25 protein-coding genes and 2 pseudogenes are annotated in these 23,227 nt (G+C 51.6%); 12 read left to right on the plus strand and 15 right to left on the minus strand.

The features are described from left to right. The first annotated feature begins 767 nt into the window (after positions 1–767). The 3 genes from KRAC_RS73205 (at position 768) to KRAC_RS53925 (ending at position 3,212) form a co-directional block, all read left to right on the plus strand. On the plus strand, positions 768–1,094 hold the full coding sequence (locus tag KRAC_RS73205) for a hypothetical protein (protein ID WP_157508224.1): 327 nt from the start codon (positions 768–770) through the stop codon (positions 1,092–1,094). Positions 1,095–2,200: 1,106 nt separating this feature from the next. Next, positions 2,201–2,929, plus strand: coding sequence for a hypothetical protein (locus tag KRAC_RS53920; protein ID WP_040448438.1), 729 nt, complete (start codon positions 2,201–2,203; stop codon positions 2,927–2,929). A gap of 13 nt (positions 2,930–2,942) precedes the next feature. Continuing rightward, a complete protein-coding gene (locus KRAC_RS53925; protein WP_007921656.1) occupies positions 2,943–3,212 on the plus strand; it encodes a hypothetical protein in 270 nt (89 codons plus the stop codon). An 822-nt stretch (positions 3,213–4,034) separates the two neighbouring features. On the opposite strand, the gene KRAC_RS53940 is transcribed toward KRAC_RS53925, so the two are convergent. Continuing rightward, a complete protein-coding gene (locus KRAC_RS53940; RefSeq protein ID WP_007921657.1) occupies positions 4,035–5,531 on the minus strand; it encodes a gluconokinase in 1,497 nt (498 codons plus the stop codon). Positions 5,532–5,679: 148 nt separating this feature from the next. Here KRAC_RS53940 and KRAC_RS77655 point away from each other — a divergent pair. After that, positions 5,680–5,784 (plus strand): annotated as a pseudogene (locus KRAC_RS77655) (IS6 family transposase); the annotation flags it as partial. Positions 5,785–5,866: 82 nt separating this feature from the next. Here KRAC_RS77655 and KRAC_RS53950 read toward each other — a convergent pair. The 5 genes from KRAC_RS53950 to KRAC_RS80525 all read right to left on the minus strand — a co-directional run bounded on the left by KRAC_RS53950 (position 5,867) and on the right by KRAC_RS80525 (position 11,179). Continuing rightward, positions 5,867–6,976, minus strand: a complete 1,110-nt coding sequence (locus tag KRAC_RS53950; protein WP_007921658.1) for a type I phosphomannose isomerase catalytic subunit — start codon at positions 6,974–6,976, stop codon at positions 5,867–5,869. A 468-nt stretch (positions 6,977–7,444) separates the two neighbouring features. After that, positions 7,445–8,362, minus strand: coding sequence for an alpha/beta fold hydrolase (locus tag KRAC_RS53955; protein ID WP_007921659.1), 918 nt, complete (start codon positions 8,360–8,362; stop codon positions 7,445–7,447). 150 nt (positions 8,363–8,512) lie between these two features. After that, positions 8,513–9,808 (minus strand): MFS transporter, encoded by a 1,296-nt coding sequence (locus KRAC_RS53960; RefSeq protein ID WP_007921660.1) that lies wholly within the window; start codon positions 9,806–9,808, stop codon positions 8,513–8,515. Between the two features lie 153 nt (positions 9,809–9,961). Continuing rightward, entirely contained in the window at positions 9,962–10,327 is a 366-nt protein-coding gene (locus KRAC_RS53965; protein WP_052569366.1) for a PfkB family carbohydrate kinase, read from the minus strand. Between the two features lie 204 nt (positions 10,328–10,531). After that, positions 10,532–11,179 (minus strand): IS66 family transposase, encoded by a 648-nt coding sequence (locus KRAC_RS80525; RefSeq protein ID WP_075164654.1) that lies wholly within the window; start codon positions 11,177–11,179, stop codon positions 10,532–10,534. A 63-nt stretch (positions 11,180–11,242) separates the two neighbouring features. Between KRAC_RS80525 and KRAC_RS77665 the strand changes: the two genes are divergently transcribed. From KRAC_RS77665 to KRAC_RS64430, 4 genes are all read left to right on the plus strand, one after another. Continuing rightward, positions 11,243–11,746: a winged helix-turn-helix domain-containing protein gene (locus tag KRAC_RS77665; protein WP_040448442.1), complete on the plus strand. Its 504-nt coding sequence runs from the start codon at positions 11,243–11,245 to the stop codon at positions 11,744–11,746. 132 nt (positions 11,747–11,878) lie between these two features. Continuing rightward, positions 11,879–12,121: a transposase gene (locus tag KRAC_RS77670; RefSeq protein WP_052569367.1), complete on the plus strand. Its 243-nt coding sequence runs from the start codon at positions 11,879–11,881 to the stop codon at positions 12,119–12,121. Positions 12,122–12,340: 219 nt separating this feature from the next. Further along, positions 12,341–12,544, plus strand: a complete 204-nt coding sequence (locus tag KRAC_RS64425; protein ID WP_052569368.1) for a helix-turn-helix domain-containing protein — start codon at positions 12,341–12,343, stop codon at positions 12,542–12,544. A 36-nt stretch (positions 12,545–12,580) separates the two neighbouring features. Continuing rightward, complete coding sequence (locus KRAC_RS64430; RefSeq protein WP_211221526.1) at positions 12,581–12,832, plus strand: helix-turn-helix domain-containing protein; 252 nt, start codon at positions 12,581–12,583, stop codon at positions 12,830–12,832. On the opposite strand, the gene KRAC_RS53990 is transcribed toward KRAC_RS64430, so the two are convergent. From KRAC_RS53990 to KRAC_RS54005, 5 genes are all read right to left on the minus strand, one after another. Further along, entirely contained in the window at positions 12,829–13,368 is a 540-nt protein-coding gene (locus KRAC_RS53990; protein ID WP_040448443.1) for an IS66 family transposase zinc-finger binding domain-containing protein, read from the minus strand. The two genes, KRAC_RS64430 and KRAC_RS53990, sit on opposite strands and share 4 nt — an antisense overlap. After that, complete coding sequence (locus KRAC_RS73210; RefSeq protein ID WP_157508229.1) at positions 13,361–13,525, minus strand: hypothetical protein; 165 nt, start codon at positions 13,523–13,525, stop codon at positions 13,361–13,363. Before KRAC_RS73210 ends, KRAC_RS53990 begins: the two co-directional genes overlap by 8 nt. Positions 13,526–13,560: 35 nt before the next feature. Further along, positions 13,561–14,610: a substrate-binding domain-containing protein gene (locus tag KRAC_RS53995; protein ID WP_211221528.1), complete on the minus strand. Its 1,050-nt coding sequence runs from the start codon at positions 14,608–14,610 to the stop codon at positions 13,561–13,563. Positions 14,611–14,911: 301 nt separating this feature from the next. Then, positions 14,912–15,223, minus strand: coding sequence for a hypothetical protein (locus KRAC_RS54000; protein WP_007921675.1), 312 nt, complete (start codon positions 15,221–15,223; stop codon positions 14,912–14,914). Positions 15,224–15,251: 28 nt separating this feature from the next. Beyond that, positions 15,252–15,620 (minus strand): substrate-binding domain-containing protein, encoded by a 369-nt coding sequence (locus tag KRAC_RS54005; RefSeq protein WP_040448444.1) that lies wholly within the window; start codon positions 15,618–15,620, stop codon positions 15,252–15,254. Positions 15,621–15,744: 124 nt separating this feature from the next. Between KRAC_RS54005 and KRAC_RS54010 the strand changes: the two genes are divergently transcribed. The 3 genes and pseudogenes from KRAC_RS54010 to KRAC_RS54020 all read left to right on the plus strand — a co-directional run bounded on the left by KRAC_RS54010 (position 15,745) and on the right by KRAC_RS54020 (position 19,280). Then, a complete protein-coding gene (locus KRAC_RS54010) occupies positions 15,745–16,566 on the plus strand; it encodes an IS6 family transposase (RefSeq protein WP_007921677.1) in 822 nt (273 codons plus the stop codon). A 67-nt stretch (positions 16,567–16,633) separates the two neighbouring features. Beyond that, a pseudogene (locus KRAC_RS54015) lies at positions 16,634–16,993 on the plus strand (tyrosine-type recombinase/integrase); the annotation flags it as partial. Between the two features lie 442 nt (positions 16,994–17,435). Next, positions 17,436–19,280 carry a S9 family peptidase gene (locus KRAC_RS54020; RefSeq protein ID WP_007921678.1) on the plus strand — a complete coding sequence of 615 codons (1,845 nt, stop codon included), beginning with the start codon at positions 17,436–17,438 and terminating at the stop codon, positions 19,278–19,280. 234 nt (positions 19,281–19,514) lie between these two features. On the opposite strand, the gene KRAC_RS54025 is transcribed toward KRAC_RS54020, so the two are convergent. The 4 genes from KRAC_RS54025 to KRAC_RS54040 all read right to left on the minus strand — a co-directional run bounded on the left by KRAC_RS54025 (position 19,515) and on the right by KRAC_RS54040 (position 22,520). Next, a complete protein-coding gene (locus tag KRAC_RS54025; protein WP_007921680.1) occupies positions 19,515–20,468 on the minus strand; it encodes a GNAT family N-acetyltransferase in 954 nt (317 codons plus the stop codon). A 426-nt stretch (positions 20,469–20,894) separates the two neighbouring features. After that, positions 20,895–21,200: a hypothetical protein gene (locus KRAC_RS54030; protein WP_007921681.1), complete on the minus strand. Its 306-nt coding sequence runs from the start codon at positions 21,198–21,200 to the stop codon at positions 20,895–20,897. Between the two features lie 187 nt (positions 21,201–21,387). Then, a complete protein-coding gene (locus KRAC_RS54035) occupies positions 21,388–22,005 on the minus strand; it encodes a transposase (protein ID WP_007921682.1) in 618 nt (205 codons plus the stop codon). After that, positions 22,002–22,520 carry a helix-turn-helix domain-containing protein gene (locus KRAC_RS54040; protein WP_007921683.1) on the minus strand — a complete coding sequence of 173 codons (519 nt, stop codon included), beginning with the start codon at positions 22,518–22,520 and terminating at the stop codon, positions 22,002–22,004. The genes KRAC_RS54035 and KRAC_RS54040 overlap by 4 nt, the downstream gene beginning before the upstream one ends. A gap of 167 nt (positions 22,521–22,687) precedes the next feature. On the opposite strand from KRAC_RS54040, the gene KRAC_RS54045 reads away from it, so the two are divergent. Further along, positions 22,688–23,098 (plus strand): hypothetical protein, encoded by a 411-nt coding sequence (locus tag KRAC_RS54045; RefSeq protein ID WP_007921684.1) that lies wholly within the window; start codon positions 22,688–22,690, stop codon positions 23,096–23,098. Positions 23,099–23,227 lie beyond the last annotated feature (129 nt).

Here is a 23,227-nt window from a genome sequence, read left to right on the forward strand (position 1 = left end):
TTCATCTCCTATATACATCACCATCCTCCTCTATATCCATATATACACTTGTATCATCCTAACTTATCTCTTGCTCTACTGGCAAGGTTCTCTTTAACATTTCGCTATTTCCATCTATTTCTATTTACCTATCCTTTTGCCACCCCTGGCCTCCTCCTTTTAACACTCCGTTTCCCTTCCACGCTCCCCATTCTGCCTTCCCTCTTCCCCTCTTCTTTCCCACAAAAAAAACTCTCTCCTCTCGGATCAAGCGCTTCTCTCTGACTTCCTCTGCAACAACACGCGCCCCTCATCCATCTCCCCCTCACCCGGTGAACCTCCTCCTCCCTGGCCCACTCCTCTTTAACATTCCCTTCCAATTGCTTCCCTTTCGCCTCTCTCTGGACTCCTCTTCTTTCACATTTTCTGCCAATTGGCCTACTTCCTTTTTATCAACAACAAACCAGGGCGCTACCGCCTGGTTCCTCATCCAGAGGAGAGAGCGGAAGCCCTCGCTCTCCTCCAGGTCGCCATCTCCACCTCTCTCGTTCATCCCCAGACCATTCTCCACACCCTCTCACCTGCCAATGCCTGACGATCTCCCTCACCGGTATCGGAAGAAACGCAACCATTCCCCAAAAATGCACCAAAACAGGGGTGTAACACCCCCTTTTCGTGCTCAAAAAACGCAATTTTGTGCAATCGTAATTTGGCACGACGTTGGAGGAAAAACACGGGAGCAGCACACGTGGAGGGCAGGCGCTGCGTAGAACAAACATGGGAAAAACATGGGAAAAAGAAAACCACCATCCATCGTCCTGGCGCCTCCCAGGCCAACACACGCTCCTTCATGCTGGCAGCGGCAGGGACAAGCCTCGAGAACGATCCTCATTGATGCCAGTGCAGAGAGCATTGCTGGGCGCGCCGGTAGCAACGGCGAACGTGTGGGATCGTTTGGAGCACAAGACCGGCGCGCCCGTGTCTGGCCCTGGGCCAGGCTCGGCCGCGGCCACACACGATCCAAGAGGGAAGACACCTGGAGCCACCATCAGGGCCTGGGCAAGAGAACAGGCCCTGCCTCGCTTCTTGCAGACAGACGTGATACCACTGAATAGGAGATTTTTGCGACAGCTCTCCTCGTGGGTATTCTATGCTAGAGCGAACATCCTCGTAAAGAGCCATCATTCTCTTCTGAGGCTTGACACACCACTCGGCATGGTATCAGGACAAAATTGCGATTGCAAGAATATGAGCATTTTCACGCTTACTCTGGGGGTGCCACTGCCCTCTTTTCCCTGTCACCCTTTCATTCTTCTCGCCTCTCACTCACCTCACCCCCATCTCCATCCACCCTTCTCTTCTGCACTCCCCCACCAGCACCAGGCGCCCGGCATAGACCACATCCGGAGCACCCGCGCATCACCGCCTTGCCATTTCTGAGGAGACGATACCAGGCGCATACCGTACGTTCCTCTTGGCGAGAACTCCATCAATTCCACTCCTCGCTCACTTCAAGATTCCTCCTCTCTTGGGCGTGGACGCAGTCACTCGTCTCTGTCTTCTTTCAAAACGGTGAGCAGTGCTGCTGGTGCGCGCCAGATTATCCTGGAGAAATACACGTCAGCACCCACTCGGTCTGACAGGAGTCAGACTACTGCAGCACACTCGACAAGAGCCTAGACCACGATCCCGCTGGAGCAGACAGTAGGCAAGCGCCAGAATGAGCCATGCACAAAAGCACTTCATGGATCTGGAACCAGGTGCGCCAGATCCACCCAGCAGATCGGAGATCTCCCAGCGCTGGGGAGCGTCAGGAGGGCCTCGTTGCGTCTACAACGGGGTGTATAGAGCACAGAAAGCATCAATGGGAAAGACCGCAAGAAGAGTGACCCGCTTTCCCCAGGAAAAAGCGCTCCGAGAAAAAAAGAGCAAGCCACAAGGACTTACTCTTTCGCCAAAAACATGGATCACACCCAACATAGGTGTGGGGTTTGGTCTGTAGTATAAAACACTTCAAAACACTTGTATAGCGCACCAGCATCAATCAAGCACCTCCAGCAGAAGCCTTCCACCAACGCCCAGAAAGCTTGGTTTATTCAGCAGAACCAAAATCCAATACTCCCTCTCGAAAAATTGCTCATCCATGTACTATACTTTCGTCTATGTATAGCATTTGCTATACATGCTCTTCTTTGTACAGCAAAAGAGAGAGAGGCACACAGTGAGTGAAAGAGAGTCAAACCTTGCCGGGAGGGAACCCACAGAACAGGAACGCGCCGAGGAAGCAATTGGCCCACAGGTCAACTTCCGTCCGAGTAAAGAGGATAAACTTCGTTTATGGCGACTCATGGAGCGGACTGGCCTGGGAATCTCGGAAGTTCTACGTTTCTCGCTCGCTCAGACCGAGCGGCACTTCCCTATGACACGCCCTTCCGGTCAGATTGACCGCGTCCGTATGCAGTATCTTGTCGGCTTCATTGGCATCCTGCGCTGCTTTTGCCAGGCTGCCTTGCACCGTATGCGAGAGCAGCAGGTAAGCATAGCAGAACAGCGGCTCTGGGTCCAGAACCTGCTCGCGTCTTTACACAATCCTCTGCATATTTGCAGTGTCCTTGCCGAGTATCTCGACCTCGAGCAATGCGAGGTCTTCTTGCATCATAATGATCGGTACTACCTGCAATACCAGGGAACCGTAAAGCTGTTAGAACGGCAGGTAAGTGATATCTCTTCGCGTTACCCTCCCAAAGCACGCCGCCAAGCACGTTTCGAGGAGGAAAACACCCAGAGCGAATATCCATTACAACTGTTCAGTGAGGATATTCTCTCTGCCTACCAAGAAACGCTGGCGAGCGCGGCAGAGCAACGAGCCACTCTGCTCGAGACCCTCCGTCAAGGCGTGCTGGCATTCCTGCCTCGCACCCTGACCCAGGCCAAGGGAGCAACAGCGTAATCGGCAGTGAACAATGACCGTGAGTAGAAGCCATCTGAGGCAGCACGCCTCAACTGTGCAGATCTCCGCCTCCGAAGCAACCGATTTAATCCCTGAGTCATTTGATCCTGAAACGGCCTGGTTTTACCACCTTGGAGATGCCAATGCCTGGGTATCCAACATCTCACCTCACGACGGGGGAGTCGAATTTTACCTGCATGTGAACTTCCATGCTCCCCTCAATATCGTCGTTGATATCATCGTCCTTGATCCACATGAGCAATTCCATCTAGAACGACAGTGACACTTACGCAGCTCAAGCACAGGAAGCAACAGGAACCTCTTGCACCCGGCAACAGGGGGAGCCTTCAGCCTTTCCCTGGGGCACACCTCCCTCTGCTGCTGCTCCTCCTCACATCACGACAATGATAACAAGAAAAAACCAAGTCGGTCCCCATCATGCATACAAAACAAAGAACCAGAGAGATCTCCCTGGTTCTTTTCCTTTCATACAGCAATCCATTTCTCCCTTGCTGCACAAAAAAAGCCATCGTTTACCTGATCTTGGCTCGCGACAACGCTATTATACGTCAAAAAAGTATCTTCATCAATACCGTTATTGGGTATAAACCAGCTCTGCAAGCCACTTGACGCCTATTCTCAAGTTATGATATTATGGCTTTCAAGTCATTGTTTAGCAGGAATCCACTCACTTTTCCTTCCTGCTTCTTATATATTTTCCTCCTTGAAAAAAAATGAGGATCGTAAACTTACCTTAGAAAGTTGTTTCTCCAGACTAGCCAAGTAGGCGAGAGGATCTTTGCGAAAGCGCAGCTGTTTGCAGCGAGCCTCTTGCCGAAAGGTAATTTCTGTCCGCAATTGTTGCCAGCGAGCCAGGTCCGAGGGAACGAGGTCCTCTGCATTCAAGGGATGCAAGCGGGTGGCAAGCGCCGCTGTCAAGCGAACAGCTCCCCGCACCACCAGTGCAGGAATGGCTCCTTTATTCACTGTAGGGATTGTTGCTACCAAAGCAAATGGAAAAGTATCTATACATACCAGTATGGTCGGCGGAAGGATTGCTCCTTCCGCCGACCATACTGGTATGTATACGGTGGCAATGTGCAAACTACTCTGACATGATTGAGCTAAAAAGCACGTTATAGAATGCTTGCTGGCGTTCTCTCGCTTTGGTATAGATCGTGTGCCGGACAGGGTCGGGTTGGACTGTTCTGATGGTTTCGGGGACCAGTTGCGTCATGTCCGGCAGGATCTGGAGGGTTTCGAGGGCAAGCAGAGCAGCGCCGCGGGCGGAGGCTTCGCTACTCTCCGAAAGTTCAAGTGGACGGTTGAGGGTATCGGCCAGGAGCTGGCTGAGGAGCGTCGATTTAAGAAGTGCGCCGCCATTGGCGATGAGTCTGGGTTGTGTGACCTGTGCTCTCAGCGCGTGAACGAGCTGGTCGTGGATTTCACCAATCTGGAAGATAACCGCTTCCAGGCTTGCACGAGCAATTTCTGCTGGGGTTGTGTGTAAGGTAATGCCAGAGATGGCCATAGCAGCGTACGAGTGCCAGCCAGGACTGCGTTCTCCGGCAAGTTTCGGCAGAATCGTCAGGCCGTGCGCGGCTGGCTCCATGCCGGTGAGTTGCTGGTCAAGTTCGGTCAAATCTTGTATCTTCAGTGTATTCTGGAGCCAGGACAGCATGTTGCCGCCTTCACTGAGCGCTCCACCGAGTAAAGCACGCTTCTGGTCGACGTAATACAGCCAGAGTCCCTGTTCAGGTTCAACCTGCTCCGGTGGTACCACCACGCGCATCGCGCTCGATGTGCCCATGGTCACGGCCCAGGTGGAGGGATCAGCACAGTTTGAGCCCAGATTGGCTGCGGCTCCGTCTCCAATCGCTGGAAACCAGGGCACATGATCAAGCACGGGCCAGCGTTCAGCGAATTCAGGGGTAAGTCCCCGGAGCGTATCTGGCAGATCGCCAGGCGTTGGCAGATGCACGGGCGAGAGGTGCAGGTGGGCAAGCATTTCGCTATCCCAGGTGCCGGTGCGGGTGTTGAGCAGGCCAGTACCGGAGGCCATGGAGAGGCTGCACACAGCTCGTCCCAGGAAACGCTCGTGAAGATATTCGCTAAACGAGACATAACGAGCTGTGCGTTCCGCGATTTCGGGATACGCACTGGCTAACCAGCGGATCTTGGCGGGCCAGTAGCAGGCGTGCAGGCGTGTTCCAGTGCGCCGATGCGTGCTTGCCTCGTCAAGTTGTAAACGCAATTCAATGGCGGCCTGCCGTGGGCGTGTGTCCTCCCAGGTCAACAAAGGGAGGAGTGGGCAACCAGCGGCATCCAGCGGAACAAGCGTGTGCCAGAATGCGGAGGTCGCGACAGCGGCGATCCCATTCACGCGTGTGCCAGCAGCTCGCAAAACTTCATCGATGGTGCGCGCAACAAGTGCAAGCAAGAAATCAGCATCAACCGAGGCTTCGCCCTCGTGGGAAGTTGTCAACTGGTAAGTGAACTGAGCTTGAACCCCGGGGACAGCCGTGCCGTGTGCGTCGTAGAGCAGCGCGCGGGTGGATGATGTGCCAATATCGAGTGCGAGAATGTAAGGCTGATCTGCCATGGTATTTCCTTTGAGCTTGAACTTGTTTGCGCATCTTCTGCTGAGTAGGAAAACGGCGAGCGCTGAGTATGGCTTTTTTCCCGACCCCACCCAGCCCAGGAAGCAAAACAGCGGAGAGGCCAGGGCAGCATGGTACCCTTGCTCACTTGAGGTGATGAACATGATAAGAAAAGGCCAACTGCAAGGTGTGGAAAAAGGTGATGTGAGAGACCAAGTCGAACTGATCGCTAAACTGTTTGGAGTGGCCTCCTAAGAACGTTTGAGAGGGCCACGTACCCTCGACTTCTTTCCTCAGATTTTTTGCAACACAACCGTACAGTGGGCTCTTGGTTTGTTCATTCAGGTACATCCAAAACAGCACCGGGTGGATAGCAACGGATACAGTCCAATTGGGGTTTGCCATGAAGAGTAAAGTGCTTTACGCCTGCAGGCAGGAAAAACCGGCTTCCCTTCACCAGTGCGATACCTGTTTGATTAAAAAGAAGCTCACCCTCACCCTCCAGTACAACAAGGATGGACGCACCTGTTGGTTTGAAGTCCAATACTTGATTACAAATGATTCTCTGTATGGAGAAACAGGGTGTGACATCTTCCCCTACAAGCAGTGTGCAACTTCCATCCATTGAATAAAATAGAGTCTTGGGCTGTAAACGGCAACGCGCATCCAACTGTTCCTCTGTCATACCAACATAGTGGAAGCATTCCATCAACAATTTCTCACCAAGCCCCTGATGGATGAGTTGCTCAGGGATGGGCGTTCCGTCCTGCCTGGTGCATTCGCTGCGCAGCGTATAATCGGTGGGTTCCTGGATTTCAAGCAGGAAACAGCCCGGACCGATTGCATGAGGCAGGCCGCCGGGTATAAAGAAGGTATCGCCAGGTTTGGGGGTTACTTTGTTCAAGCAGGCCACCATTCCTTCAATATCCTGCTCCACATACAGCTTATGCCAGTACTCTTTGGTTATCCCGGGGCGGAAGCCCATTAGCAGATATGGTTCCTGCCCGTTGCCCCGACGGGTTCCCAGTATATACCAACACTCGGTCTTACCATAATCAGAGTGGAAATACCGTTTGGCGAACGGCTTGTCCGGATGAACCTGGATGCTGAGTCTTTCAGACGAATCAATAAGCTTCGCAAGCATACCCAATTGCCTACCATATTGTTTGATGTGCTTGCTGCCCAGCATCGCTTCCTCCGCAGCCTCGAATACATCCAGCAGCAATTGTTCTTTCCCACCAAACTGAACCCTCGACAAACCCTCGTTTTCAATGGGTGGAAAACCAGGATTGACAGCCCTTGTAACGGACGCTAGCCATTCTTCTGGTCGGTCGCTATCATCAGCATTGGGCACCCCATGCCAACGGTCGATAAGACTTCCACCGCGGTAGGTTCTTCGAACTCTGGTAGGAAGAACCTCAAGTGGTTGGGAAAAGGTATTAGCCATTGAGATGCACCCAAAAGACGACTGCACGATTAAGTAAGAACCTATCAGACATCGTCAACTTCCTTTCACACTATTGGGTCATGAGTGTTTTTGATAATCAGGATAAAGGCCATTTGCTAATCTCATTTTCGGCCAGAAAATGTGGCCAGCCAGCTTAACATGTTAACAATCGGTCAATCACCCAAATGCTGTTGACCCTCTCCACAGGCGGCTGGCATGCCTCGTCGCGACGAGGCATGCCAGCCGCCTGTGGAGAGGCCAATAAATTAGCACCAGATTAGCAGGTGGCAGACTTCTCGATTATCAAAAACAGTCATGAGTGACTTTATCAAGAGCAACCAGGTAGAAAGCGACCTATTAGCGCTGGATGACAGTCTGACGACAAATTCGAGACCCGGCCATTATTCCATCAGTGCCAACACGCCCCAGTCACATTTTTCTCTATGATGTATCGCCGAAGATTACTCATCAGAGGTTAGACAGAAAATCAACGACACTTTTCTCAACAAGATCGGCATGCTCGACCAGTGCAAAGTGTGTACCCGGTTTCAGTTCGACAAATGTCACCGGCCCGCCCAGATTGTCACGGTAATACTCGGTTGCTTCAAACTCGTTGACACTTCCGGGGTTTGGAGCCAATATAAGCGCAGGCACTTTGATGGTTGGCACGACCGGACGAAAATCCTGATAGCTTGAATCAAACCAGGTCGCCATCAGGGCCAACTGGTCTACAATGCTCAACAGACCCTTATCCAACATCCCAAGCAGTCTCATATATTCAGGCGGCACTTTTGATTTATCCTCGGCAGTAAGGGCAATCTCTATGGGATTCATCCGCATTTCAGGTGGCAGGTCGATATCCGGAAAAGCGCCCGGCGCGGATTCCATACCGTCTTGAGCAAGAAATTCGTCAAGGTTATGAAACATTTTTGCCATTGAATCCATCAGCTTTTTCATATCCTGTTTTCCGCGCAGCCTGCCATACGGCCAGTCCTCTCTCGAAGTACAGGCCGGCGACTGGTCAAAGAGAATGATGCTGTCAACATATTGATCCCCGTATGCTTTGAAATATGCGAGAACAACATGAACGCCCATGGATCCAGCATAAAAGACCGCTTTATCAACCTTCAGATGTTCAAGCAATTCTTTCGCGTCCAGCGCACACCATGCCATAGAATTGTATTTGCTGGGCGAGGATTTGCCATAGCCACGATAGTCAAACGCAACGCAATGGTATCCTTTGTCCACCAGGACATCAAACATTCGATTTGGAAACTCTTCATACGGTGCCGGCCAGCCATCGAAGAAAAGGACTGTCTTCGCGTTTTTGTCGCCTGCTTCCTTATATGAAATGTTCAGCCCCTGGGAATTGGTGTAAAAAGCCATTTTTTCTCTCTCCTTTTAGTTACTAAATTGGTTAACGAAAATCCTACTGACTACACTCATTCTCAATTATCTACACAGATCACCTCCCTTCATGTCATCCGAATGGCACAGCTTCAGCACGACCTGCCAGATGCTTTTATCCACCACCATTTACATATTTGCCTGGACATTTGCGACGGTTTCCGTTTTGATATCCTCCACTTTTGGAGACACTTCGGGTATCGGAATCACACAGAGCGCGCTCACCAGTCCTCCCACGGCCAGGGCACCAAAGAAGAACGGCCACCCGCCCACAGCAAGCAGTAGGGGCGCTATAAACGGAGTAATAGACGACGGCAGCGCATTGGCTATGTTCATAATACCAAAGTCTTTTGCGGCGTCTTCTTTGTTGGGTAGGATACGGGCAACCAGCGCCAGGTCCACCGCTGTAAAGATGCCATAGCCCAGGCCGATCAGGGCATTCCCAACGATAACCAGCGTAAGATCGGACGCTATGGCGCACAGCACCAAGCCAATGCCGACAACGAGTGCGGATATGGCTACAAACGGTTTCTGCTTTCTCAGTTTATCCGAAAGCATGCCGCCAAAGATGCTCGCAACCATCAGGCAGAAAACTGAGATCATGGAAAGTAATGTGACCTTGGAGGATATCTCAGCCTGGGAATATTGAAAGCGCTTTACCAGCATGATTGTATTGTATACAGTGGCGCTGTATGCAATGGAGACAAAGAAGCGGGTCAACCATCCCCAGGTGAATACAGGATATTTTCTAGGGCTGGGGTATACGCGGGACAGCGCTTCCGTGAATTTCAGTTTTTCTTTTTGTTTCCGTTCAAATTTTACCCGGCCCTCGATAATGAGTATACAGCTGACAACGGCAGCAACGATGCCGATGGCGGGCAGCACACCCCATTTCAGAAGCATGGGCGCATTGTTCAGCATTGTCATGAGCGAGAGGCCAAGGAGTGCGCTCAAGGGTAAGGCAAAGCCGGCAATTCCGGATATCGTGCCTTGTCTGGATGCTTCCACCTGATCGGGAACCAGCCCGGTAAGGGATGCTAACACAAAATTAAAGAAGATCTGCGTGAGGCACCATAATACGATAATCATTGTTAAATCGCTCGTCAGCGCAAGACCCAGCAGGGAGAACCCTTGAAGAACGGTGCCTAAGAGGATCCAGGTCCGCCGCCTTCCGAATTTCAGCGTTGTACGATCGCTGATCGCTCCGCCGATGGGGTTTGCTATCAGGGCAGCCAGGACACCCAGACCACTTGTTATACCAAAATGGGCTTCAGCAGTATTCGGGTTTATCTGCAAAAATTTCAGTGACAGCAGCAGCGTTGTAGCCGCATAAATTCCGATACTTCCGCCTATTTCGCCAACAACCATGGCTGCAACCAGCCTCTGAAAGGGTGTTTTTTTCAACGTGTCATTCGTTTTTTCCACACTTTTTTCTCCTTTGAATTCCAGACATACAGTGTCCAATACAAGATGAACGCATTGATCGAAGAACAAACCGAGCGGTTGGACGCGTGACCATCACCCAGATTTGTGGAGGCTCGAAAGACGATTACCTCACCGATTGAGCAAAGGCTTGTTTCATGAGCCGAGCGCTTCCTCGGCAAACTCGCGTGTGCTCTGCGAAATGGCTAAAGGTATACCGGTCATATGCATATGGCGGGCTGAAAGAAAATAATCGCGATCCAAATGAGCGAGAACCATCTGGCTTGCTGCCGAGCGTTTGCGAAAATACTGCACCTGCGGGTCTCCTGCGACAACCCGAGACTTCAATTGAAATCCCGTGGGGTTCAGCCCATCGGTGCCAACGCCGTCGATATTTACTTTCTCCTCCAGGAGACGGTTGAAAATATATTTGCCAAATGCATCGTCTCCTACTCGGCTCACCCAACCGCTGCGCAGGCCAGGCCGCGCCAACCCGATAGCGACATTGGTTTCGGCTCCCACGAACCGCCGCTTAAATCAATTGACATCATGTAATTCCCCGATCGTATCGACTACGAACATAGCCATTGCCTCACCGAAAGTGACGACATCCAACTTGCTCAACAATACTCCCTCCATCTTCTAAGCCTTTCCTAACATTGCGATGCAATCAGGCGGCCTGCCCATAAATCGATTTAGTAAATCGATTTATGGGCAGATTATACTTCACTTTTTTACTAAATTCAAGCCCCCTCCCCAAAGTAATTGTTCAGATTTGACCCAAAGAAAAGAAAGAGCCAGCAGACGTCTTTGTGGAGAGAAGAGGCCCATCATTGGCGCTCTATTCCTCTTTCCTGCTCGCCAAAAATGTGCGCAATTGTTTCGCATACGCCCAGCACTTTTCGGGAGGCGCGATCTCACGAGATCGGAAGCTCTGGTACAGGTTATCATCGATATATCGGGGAAAAACATGCAGGTCTTTGACGGCTTTGGCCAGTTCAAGACCTCCTCATTCTCAGGAAATTTTTCCTTGAGTTTGTGGATATCACGCAAGTCATGCGCCCAACAGCGTTGATGAAACCCTTGGTGGATGTTGTACCCCGCATAAAAATCGCTGCCCAACACTCCCTGATACTGGTCTCCTATCAAGTGTTCGACGACTTCTCCTGCACGCGAGTGATGGTACTCGTAGTAGCGCACGGTTGGGGTACTCACACTCCAGATGTATCCGTTGATCCCATCCTCTCGCCAGCCGGTTTCATCGGCTTGTAAGGCGGGGCTAGTACACTGCGGTGGAAATAGTTCCGTGATAAAATAGGAGGGAAAACAGGGTCTCGCGCCATAACTTGCGAGTGCGCATCTCCAAATAGACATCCAACTTATTGATTTCGAGAGAGAGAGTTAAAGTTTGGAAGCAACCCGCCGAGAGAAAGAGGTATGGGAGCACCAAAGAAAGCCGATTGGCGAGAAGAACGGCGCAAACGCGCCTGGGAACTGAAACAAGCAGGATGGAAACAAAAAGACATCGCAGTGGCGCTGGGGGTGACAGAAGGAGCGATCAGCCAGTGGATGAAAAGTGGACGAGAGGGAGGAGAAGAGGGTCTCAAAGCCCATCCAGCCAAAGGAGCCACGCCCCGTCTGACACCAGAGCAGCAAGCGCGTATCCCAGAAGTGCTGGCGAAAGGAGCAGCAGCCTACGGATTTACGGGAGACGTATGGACAAGCCGACGGTTGGCGGTGGTCATCAAGCGAGAGTTCGGAGTCAGCTATCATCCCGATCATTGTGGGTACCTGGTCCGCAAGATGGGTCTGAGCTTGCAGAAACCAGTGGTGCGAGCAACTCAGCGCAATGAGCAAGCCATTGCGCACTGGAAGAATCAGCAGTGGCCTCGGCTCAAAAAAAGCCGAACAGGAAAAGCGCACGATAGTCTTTGTCGATGAAGCGGGTTTTTATCTGTTACCAATGGTGGTGCGAACCTACGCTCCGCGCGGACAAACCCCGGTGCTGCGAGTTCCACTGACCCGCGATCACATCTCTGCCATTGGAGGCATCACCCCAACGGGCGGATCTTCATGCAAACGCAAGAACGAGCGTACAAAGCGGTGGACGTGGTCCGGTTTTTGCAGGTGCTCCTGCGCAAGATCCCTGGTCGCTTGCTCGTCATTTGGGATGGCTCACCCATTCATCGAGCGAACGTGATCAAGCAGTTTCTGGCCAGCCCGATGGGCAAACGAGTGCATCTGGAACGCTTACCCGGCTATGCGCCGGATCTCAATCCGCAAGAAGGGGTCTGGAACGCGGCTCAAACGTCGTGAACTCAAAAACCTGTGTTGCCGGGACCTTGCTCACCTGCGCCAAGAACTGGTCCACGCTAAAGAGCGCCTGCGCCATCGGCAGACCATCCTGCAGCAGTGTTTCTCCCATGCTCTTGCTGAGATTTAGTTGTCAGCCACGAAATCAATAAATGATCCACTTGAAGATGCGCAGAGGGTTTCCTGGAGTGAAACCCTGGAAAAGTGAAGGGAAACAGAACCATGCCAAAACGTGCCATCCATATGGTCCTCAGTGAGCGAGAAAAAGAAGAGGTAGAGCGGCTTACAAAGCATCATCGGAGCGAACAGCAACAGGCGCAGCGGGCGCGGATAGTCCTGACTGCAGCTCAAGGTCATTCGAATGCGCAGATTGCCCGCGAGTTGCAGGTGAATATGGACACCGTGCGCTTGTGGCGGGATCGTTGAGTGGGACTGCAAGGCATTGATCTGGAAATGCTCACAGTGGCAGAACGTTTACAAGATGTGTCGCGACCGGGAGCGCCTCCAAAGTTCACGGAAGAACAGCGCTGTCAGATGGCAGCCTTTGCGTGTGAAGCACCGATGAAAGCAGGGCGGCCCATCAGCCAGTGGACAGGCCGAGAGATTGCGGATGAATTGAAGAAGCGAGGCATCGTTGAGCAGATTTCGCCACGACATGCGAGCCATCTGCTGAAAAAAGGGGGCTGCAACCGCACCGTTTCCGGTATTGGTTAACCGAAGAGCCTGACCCCAAGCGCGATAAGAAAATTGTCGAGGGCTGCGAGGTGTACAGGAGTGCACGCGAGCGAGCCAGGCAGGGTGAGCGCACCATTAGCATGGATGAGTTGACAGGGGGGCAAGCCTTGGAGCGCAAACATCCAGACTTGCCGATGCAGCCGGGCCATGTGCTGCGACGCGAGTTTGAGTACATTCGGCATGGGACGTTGACCTGGTTCATCAACTTTGATGTAGTCAGCGGGCAGGTGATCGCCCCCTCTTGGGGAGCGACTCGTATGGAGCAAGACTGCCTGGCCCACCTCGTGCAAATCCACGGGTGCCTCATGCCATTTTTGACACTGGGCACACCAGCCTTTGAAGATTCGGTGGTGCAGGACTTCGACAGGTGGCGGGGACGGCACATCGATCACCTCTCGCACTCGCGCCAGGCTGATCCCTCCTAGCCGCAATTGGCAATCAGGACAGGCCACGATCCGATACTCTACGATCTGCGTGGGCACGCTGCGGGGACGGCCATGGTTGTGCTCAGCCACGCGTTTCTTCCACTTGGGGCTTTTTTACATTGGCTTTGACAAACGCTGGCGGCGGCGTTTTCTGGTGTTCCAACTCTTCGATCCGTAGAAGAGCAACCTGCAGCAGTTCCTGATTTTCTTTCCGAAGCTGGGCCACTTCTTCTTCCGTTATCATCATAGCCTGAGTTTACCAGAGCGTTCAAGTCTGAACACTTACCCCCAAAATTCATTTTGCGGACGAGTGCTTCTCCGTGAAGATTCCCGAATGATTAATTTGCAATCGAATACCTGCTCACGCGGCGGTCCATTGGTTGGCACATCCGCGGTTATTCGGTTCATGAGCAGTTTGCCTGCTGCCCTGCCCATTTCCAAGGTGGGTTGTGCGATCGCAGTTAGGGTCGGTGTCAACAAGTGGGCAAACGAAATGTTATCAAACACGATCAGCGCGAGCTCTTCCGGCACTGGCATTTGGTTGTTCTTGATAAAAGATAGAATTTCCATCAGAACCAGCTCGTTGCCGGCGATCATCGCAGTCGGCCGTTCCGTCCCCGAGAAAAGCTCGGCCAGCTTGCTGCGGATTTGCCCGATTTCGCAATGAATCATAAATTCCTGCCGTTGTTCCAGCCCCAATTCCCGGACAGCTCGCTTATACCCTTCCATCCGATCTATGCGCGAGCTGATCGTCAGCGGTTCCGTGATGATCGCGATCCTCTTATGCCCCTGTTCAGCGAGATGCTCAGTTGCTTGAAATACGGCCTCCGCATTATTAACGACTACGGTGTCTGACAGGACTCCTTCCACCTTCCGGTCTAAAAAAAGAAGAGGCATACGCTCCTTCACCAATTTCTTATATAAAGATTTATTTTCCCCGGTAGGGAATAAAATGATGCCGTCTACCTGTTTGGCTTGCAACGTTTCTAGATATGTCTTCTCTTTCTCCATATCCTCATCCGAATTGCATAAAATGACATTCATGCTCTGTTCCTGGAAATAATCTTCGAGCGCTCTGCAAATCTCAATGGAAAATCCGTGCACGATATTGGCGACGATGACGCCGATCGTCGATGTACGTTTTTGTTTGAGGCTTCGAGCCAATATGTTCGGCTGATAGTCCAGCTCCGCAATCGTAGTTTCGATCTTTTGTCTCGTTTGTGCACTCATATACTCGTAACGCTTGTTCAAATACTGGGAAACGGTGCTTTTCGACACACCTGCTTTTTCAGCAACGTCAGTTATCGTTACCATCATTACAACTGATTCCACCTTTGCCTTCTATCTATAAATCAGTTTATCATTCCGTAACATCTCGCTGCGTTTGATGCTATCAAGGGACGTTGAGACATTCAAGTTTTTCCTGACACAAACCATTCATTCGGCATCGTATAACCGGGCATGCTTGCTCTTGAAGTTCCGCCGTGCCGTCATGCGTATTCCAATAAATTCGTCCTTCCGACCGCGCCGACGCTTAGTGCTGCGTTCCTCATTGGCGCTATCATTACTGCCAGGCAGAGCCTCTGGATAAAACATGCCTGCATTGGTTCTCAACTTTGATTCAGCGTTTTATTCATACCAATGAGGAACGTAGCACCAGGTCGGCCTGAATGGTTTGAGTTTCTCGAACGACCGCCGATAATCTGCTTTCATTTAACCCGCCGTGATCCAGCCATAATTCAACCGGAGCCGAATAGACGCGTATAAGATCATACGGTTCAATGGCCTGCCTGCACAACTCCAGCGGCAGAAGTTCGCCGGGAAACAACTCGCGCCGAATTTCGCTTCCTTGCCCTCCGCTCTCTGCAATGAGGGCGGCATACTCGCCTTGATCAACTTCTTTCCGGCAGCCAAAAACTGAGGGAGGGACTACAATGCTTTTCATGCTGTTCACAATCCATTCATAAATCGATTTACGAATGGATTATGAACGAATTATACTTCACCCTTTTACTAAATTCAAGCACTCGTCCGCAAAATTCATTTTGCGGACGAGTGCTTCTCCGTGAAGATTCCCGAATGATTAATTTGCAATCGAATACCTGCTCACGCGGCGGTCCATTGGTTGGCACATCCGCAGTTATTCGGTTCATGAGCAGTTTGCCTGCTGCCCTGCCCATTTCCAAGGTGGGTTGTGCGATCGCAGTTAGGGTCGGTGTCAACAAGTGGGCAAACGAAATGTTATCAAACACGATCAGCGCGAGCTCTTCCGGCACTGGCATTTGGTTGTTCTTGATAAAAGATAGAATTTCCATCAGAACCAGCTCGTTGCCGGCGATCATCGCAGTCAGCCGTTCCGTCCCCGAGAAAGGTTCTGTCAGAACTCAAACACTCCCTTGGCAGAGCGCTCACACTTCTGTTATGCTGATCCCATGAAAACAGGATAGAATCGAGGAGTGTTGACTGATGAACTGCCCCCATTGCGCTGCCATGACCACCAAGAAGCGAGCGAAGAAAACCAAACTGGGCTATGCAACGTTCTTTTGCCTTCACTGTCGCTGTACCTTCAACGAACGTACTGGCACCCCTTTCAACTATCTGGAATTTCCCACGGACATTGTCCTTCTTGTGGTCTTGTGGCGATTGCGCTACAAACTGAGTTTGCGTGATGTTGCCGAGTTATTTTTAGAGCGCGGCTTTGTTTTTACTCATGAAACGGTTCGAGACTGGGAAGAGCGGTTTGCTTCGTTGATCGCGGATCACTTGCGGAAAAAACGTTATGGCCAAGCAGGGAGATCCTGGTATGTTGATGAAACGTACATTAAAGTCAATGGGAAATGGTGTTATCTCTATCGGGCCATTGATCGAGATGGCAATCTGGTCGATTCACGACTGAGTGAAAAGCGAGATATGGATGCCGCCAAATGGTTTTTCCAGCAAGCAGTCGAGATTGTTGGTCATAGTCCCGATCAAGTAACAACGGATGGGCATACATCCTATCCGAGAGCAATCCGTGAAGCGCTAGGCAGCAATATACTCCATCGAACGAATACATACCTCAATAATCGGCTGGAGCAAGATCACCGGGGCATCAAACAGCGATACTATCCGATGCGTGGTTTTGGATGTTTCGAGGCTGCAGCCCGTTTCTGTCGTGCTTTTGACGAATTACGCAATTATCTTCGTCCGCGTCGGGAGATGGGAGAACCAGTTTCACTCCCGGAACAACGCCAGGCTTTCCTTGAACGACTTGCAGCCCTGCAATCATTCATCCAAGCGACCTCATAGTTCAGAGAGCGAGAGGGAAGCATACAATTCTGGTAAGTTTTTGTGTTTTCAGTTCTGACAGAACCCAGCAGGAGAGCCATGGCGATTCTACGATTTGGGGCATGGATACTGCTCCTATGATTTTTTTGATCAGTGCCCTCACCGCATGGCCTGCGCAAAATGCACCTTCTATGTACCTAAAGAGTCGAGTCAAGCACAGATCTTGGAAGGCAAGGCAAACTTACAACGGATGTTGCAAGAAATCCCGCTCTCAGACGATGAACGCGAAGCCGTTGAAGAGGGCATTGAAGCCCTAGAAAAACTTTCGGCACAGTTAGTTGATATACCCACTCCCGCCGGGCCAACTCCACGGCAATTGCAAGAAAACTCTGGTAAATCGAGCTTTGTTTCGTTACAATCAGTTCAGCGCAGGTTCTCACAGGCTTGACAAGCTCAATGAGGTTCGAATATCCTCTATATAGAGCTAGAAGATGTACTATCTCGGCACACATTTTGCTGTATGCAAAAGGAAACATATACGACATATGGCTATGGTAAAAAAGGCGTTTTATGCCCACTGGACGGGTGCGCTCTTCTCTCGGTGTCAGTCGCCCATAGCCATACTATGCCCTTTTTCAGCGAGCGAGGTAGCTAAGCGCTAGGCAATCCCATAGTAAATAGGGCCATGGGCGATGAATATGCATTGCTCATGGCCTTTTTGTGCTTTTTTGGATGGAGAGGTTGTGAGGCGTGCATGTGGTACCGGACACGTTCTCATGGCTGTTTGTCTCGTATGCGACTCTGGTGCTTGTCTACTCTTTAGCTCTCGTGCTCCGGGGACACAATGGATGCCACACACACTCCTTATCTTTCAAGAGGAGAATGTCTTCATGTCGCAATCCTTGTCCATCGATTCACAGGCTCGATGGAAACAGCGTTTTCGCGCCCCTACGCTCTCCTGGTCCCAGGTCGCGGCGCATGCACCCGACCGGGGCCTCGTAGCGAGCAACCTTTCAGGGAGCTATCAACTCCACTCCTGGGATGTATCAACGGGTGAGCTCAGGCAGGTCAGCTATGCTCCAAAGGGGGTGTTCATTGGACGCCTCTCTGGTGATGGCCACTTCATCTACTACTTACATGATGAGGATGGTGATGAAATGGGGCGTTTTGTACGTGTTCCTTTTACAGGAGGCAAGCCACAGGAGCTTACGCCTGAATTTCCTCCCTACTTTGCCGACCCCTATCTCAATCCAACTGGGACTATGCTGGGCTTCCTGGTTGGCAAACCAGAAGGGGTAGATCTCTATGTTGTGCCGCTTGGCCCCAATGACGGCGTTGGCGCGCCACGCTGGGTCTTTCATAATCCAGTGCCTGGACTGTTGGGGAGAAGGTTGCTGGCTCTCTCCAGCGCGGGGACGACTGCGATCATGATCTCAAAGCCACACAATCCTTCTACTTATGAGGGGTTGCTGGCTATCGATCTGGCGACGGGCGAGTGCATTGACCAGTTGCAGGCGGAGCCAGGCACCTCTGTTGCATTGGGGGATTACTCTCCTGTATCGGGTGATGAACGCCTGTGGGCAACGATCCAGCGTGGCGATACACGGCAGCACCTCATCTGGAATCCACGCACCGGTGAGCGTCTCTCGCTCGACCTGAGTGGTTTAATGGGTGCGTCTCCCTGCTCCTGGTCATCAGATGGCACACGCCTGCTTTTATGGCAAGAAGATCAGGGCCACAAACGCTTTGCCATCTTTACCCTTGCTGAGCAGAGTATCCAGGTCTTGAGCGAGTTGCATGGGACATATTGGAGTAGCTACTTTGGCAACACTGGCGAGATCTATACGCACTGGGGGATGATTCAGGATGGGAGTGTAGTCGGTCCAGAAATTGTGTCTTTGGACGCGATTTCTGGCTCACAACGGCATCCTCTTGTTGTCTTGGATCCGGTTCCATCTGGACGTCCCTGGCAGTCGGTGTCGTTTTCCTCGTCTGATGGGCAACAGGTACAAGCCTGGCTCATTACGCCTGAGAGATCGGGGCCCTATCCAACCATCATTGATTTGCATGGAGGACCACATATGCAGCGTATGGTTGATCCGGCCCCCGATCTGCAGATGTGGGTAGATCATGGCTTCGCGGTCCTCTCCGTCAATTACCGGGGGTCAACTGGCTTTGGCATGGCCTTTGAGCAGTGTATTGTGGGCAATGCCGGTCATTGGGAGGTCGAAGATATTGTTGCAGCTCGCTCCTGGCTTGTTACTGAGGGACTAGCTCGCCCGGAGGCTGTGATGCTGACCGGCTGGTCGTATGGCGGCTATTTGACCCTGCTTGCGCTTGGCAAATATCCTGACCTCTGGGCTGCTGGCATGGCAGGTATCGCCATTGCTGATTGGGGCCTCCTTTACGAAGATACCCACGAGGCATTAAAAGTATCGCTACCCATCCGGCTGCTGGGGGGGACACCAGAAGAGAAACCAGCACAATACCAGATCAGCTCCCCCATCAACTATGCTGAACAGGTCAAGGCGCCTGTACTGGTCATCCAGGGGCGTCATGATCGTGGTTGCCCGCCTCGGCAGATGGAACAGTATGTAGCTCGCCTGCAAGCGCTAGGCAAGCGGATTGAAATCGACTGGTTCGACTCTGGTCACGGCTCGCTCCACGTTGAGGAGGAGATTGGCCTGTACGAGCGGATGCTGACATTCGCGCTCACAGCTCTCAAGGCGAAGTAACGCTGCCTCATGGAAAATATTGAACCAGAGCGGCAAAGGTGACTTTGCCGCTCTGGTTCAATAGAAATATGTCTTTTTTTGCAGATAAAGTGGCGAGAACTCTCGTAAGAGCAGAACAGCCATGAGAAACCGTCTCTTTTCTCTCATTTTTTGATGACATGCCATGTTATCTGGCAGCGACGCCAAATAATGGAGCTTACGCAAGTTTGCTGATAAATGAAATTCTTCAACGAGCTAGCAGTCTTTCACGAAATATAAAATCGCCAGTTGTTCATGCTTCACAAACCCCATACGCATGTTAATGGAGAGCATGGGAGCATTCAATGCATCATTAACCGTACGCAGTACGGTATAGCCATGCTGCTGGGCGTAGCGTATGCCGCGCAGCTTTAACGCGGTAGCAATGCCCATGCGCCGGTAAGAGCGCAACGTTCCAGTGAGACCGGTGGAAATCAGCTTGCTGCTCGGTTGAGCGCCCATAAATGAGAGGCCAACATACTCGCCATTATGCACCGCGACAATAAAAGCTTCTGGTACAATTTCGGGATGATACAGGAAACGAGCACAAAAGAGTTCAAAGCTGATAGGGCTGCGTGGTTCAGTTGCCGGGACATCCTGGCGTATTTGCCAATCTAATGCATACAGCTTGCGATCGCGTTCCGGGTCACCCGCCAGTTCTTCCAACGTTTTCAGGACAATTCCCTGTTCGCTTAAGCGCTGTTCCACTTCGAGATAAGGCCCGAGATCAAAGGTTGTAAGATCCAGCCGCGATTCCCATTTGCGCTGCTCCTCACGAAAGCCGCGCTGCTGCAAAAAGCGGACAGACTGGGATTGATCCTCCTGTGTCTGCGTCCTGATTTGCACAGGTTCAAATGGCTGCAAAGCTTCTAGCATATGTGTATAGAGTTTCGAACCAATGCCCTGGTTCTGATACGTCGGGAGCACAAAAAGATTGAGAAAGAATTTATGTGGATGATATTTATGAATCCTCTGGGTATATTCGCCCCAGGCGACAGGCCGCTCCTCCATCTCAACCATCCAGCGCCGGTGCTTGCACATGGGATCACGTAAATCATCAGCCAGGCGCACTTCCTCAACAGTTACTGACGCTTCCGAATAGACAGCGTTCTGGATATCGCACAGAGCGGCATAATCAGCAGGAGCAAAAAGGCGCAACGAAGCAGACATGCAAACTCTCCTCAAGTGGTGAAAAACAGGGGAAATACATTTTTAGACCATTAAAAGTTGGAATAGCATACTAGCATAAAGTACGCTTTTGTCGCAAGTGTATCTCGGCTTGCAATTTTACAATTTCGGTCTCAGCAAACTTGCGTAAGAATCAAATAATGTAGCAAACGTTAGCGTTTCCCGTATCAGTTACACCTACTCCAACAAATTCTGAAAGAAAGGAAGGGTCTCTGGCTACCTAGTGCAAAAGCACACGACCTATTCGGGATAAAAGAAGGCAAGCACAATCTATACTATGGAGAAGATGCCAGGCTAGCCTTGCCTTCGTCTTGCCTCTGCGCATCAAGCACATGCTTGCTCATTTGATGTCTATACCGCGCTCCTTGCACGCGTCGCTGCCTTCATGCTCGCCATACAAAGATGAAATCACTGGTGATGTTGTTGCTCGCCGCCAGCAGCATTGCGGTCGTTATAATGTTGGATGTGTTCGATGATAGCCTGATCGATTATGACTTGCTCTATGAGGTGCTGTGGATCGGTGTGCTGCGTCTCACGCGCTTCTTCCATCAAACTGCCGATCATCAAGCCACGGCGATAGGTGGCTTCCCCCTCGGCATCTCTCTGGTTGTCTGGCCTGGATTGTGTGGAAGAGCCTATCAATGTGGGGAGAAAGAGCAAAAAGAGGAGAAATAAGCCAACGATAATCACGGTAATCAGGGTACCTGTATCCATTTTTTCACCTTCTTGGAATCTGATATTCTTCTTGTGCTTCTTTGTTTACATAGACGTTGAGGCGCAAACGATCCCCAATCTGATTCATCCTGGCTGTGTATGAGTCGACGTATCTTTGCATGCGAAAAAGCTGTATGACGTTGTGATTAAGAGCAATTTAGGTAATTTAAACATAATTACTGCATAATCACACGACCTTTTTGGAAAGAGCAAGATGCGGTTCATGAGAACAGCCAAAGTGAGCACAAATGCGTTCAGCCAACTGCTGAGCAGTGAGCAAACCGTCAGGTTCGACGATGGCCTGTTTCCCATGGACCCACTTGGGCTCGATGGGATTGAGCCAAGGGCTTTTCGTCGGCAAGAAGAAGGGCAAAATGCGTGTCCCTTTTCCCGCCTGTCTGACCTGCTGATTGTGCTCACGAATCCAGGTGCGCACCTGCTTACTCCCATGCCAGGAGGCGTTATCCCAGATCAGTAGCCAAGCCGTCTTGCCTTGGGCTTGCAGTTGCGTGCAACACCACTCCAGAAATTGGATCGTGAGAGCACTCACTGGGCGTCCAGTGACGAAGCGTAGCGACATCTCGCTACGCCTGGGACCGCTCAGGGGTCCTTGCTGCCACAGAACTCCATAACAGGCCAGGGCTTTAGGATCTGGATCCCTTTTTTGCCAGGGTTGCTCCACCAGGCGCACCGGCTGTTCCTCATCTTGCCACGCTGACATGCGTGGTAATGCAAAGCGGCTCCACCACACCTCGTCGGCAAACCCAATCGCCCAGTTTGACTGTTGACTACACCAAGCAATCAAGCGATCCCGTGCGTTTTTTTTCGCAGGTACTGTGGGTCGGGGCTTGTAATCCAGTGTTTGGCCCGTTTCCAATTGGTTTTGAGTCGTTTGAGAGCTCGGCGCACGCTCTCGTCGGAGATCGGGGTCACAACGATCCCCTGCTCGAGGCTGACCTGGGCGGCCAGTTCCAAGGTCCAGGTACTGCGCTCTTTACCAAATTCGCTGGGACGGCGATGCAGCAGATCTTTCAACCGCTGGAGCCCTTCCGGCGAAAAGTTGGTGTGCAGGTGACGGGGGCGCGAAGAGCCTTCGTGCAGCACAGCCAGGCCGGAGGAATTGAAGCCATGGATGACATTGCGTACCGTTTGGTCGTCGCAACCCAGTTGCCGGGCAATGGCGATTGCCCGTTCTCCCCGGGCGCTGGCCAGCAAGATTTGGCAGCGGCGCAAGACAAAGGCATTCGATGAACGCAATCCCGCTTGGGTCTGCTGCCGTTCGTTCTCGGTCAGCGGGCGAATAAAAATGGGGGGTCTCATGCCTTTTGTTGTACCACATTTCCTAACATCTCTGGTGGGAATGCACTAGCACATTGGCACGTCTAGACAGAGGCACCTTCGCCTGCTATCCTATGGATGAGATAGTATCAGGAGATCGGGATGATACATGTTGTCATCCCCACCTAATTTAGAGGGGATTATATCCAATGCCTTCACGTTTCCTTTGGCTCTCGTTCCTTCGATGGGGGGTCGCGCTCGTCATTGCAGCCGCGCTGATTACAGAGATAGTCTTTCCATCCTCTTTTGGAATCCTTCCATCATTTCGCCTTTGGAAGCTCGCTTTTAACGGTGCAGTGCTTATCGGCTGGATCGTTCTCTCCGGGTACGCTCTTCGGAAGCTAAAAGAGAAAGCTGATTTTACCTCGTTTCGTCAAGCACTTCTCGTGAACTTTGCTCTCGTCATTGGGATGCCTCTCTTTTTTAGCCTGATGGTCTTGACCGATGGGAAACCATTGGATTTTGCCATACAGTTCGGGTTTTGTCCGGGCTTACTATTCAGCATCGGACCGCTGATCCAAATTGTTAAGTACTGGCGTCGGCCCCGACGTGCAAATTAACCAGCATTTACAGGTTTTCAGGCCAAGTGCTCATGGAGAAGGGGACTTCCGCTCCGGCAGAGGAGATGAATCTTACTCTCCATGGGCAACCGACACTTTTGCTAGAGATCATGAAAGGGGTTGTGAAAG

Origin of the sequence: Ktedonobacter racemifer DSM 44963 (assembly GCF_000178855.1) — a bacterium.
In the GTDB taxonomy this organism is placed as follows: Bacteria; Chloroflexota; Ktedonobacteria; order Ktedonobacterales; family Ktedonobacteraceae; genus Ktedonobacter; species Ktedonobacter racemifer.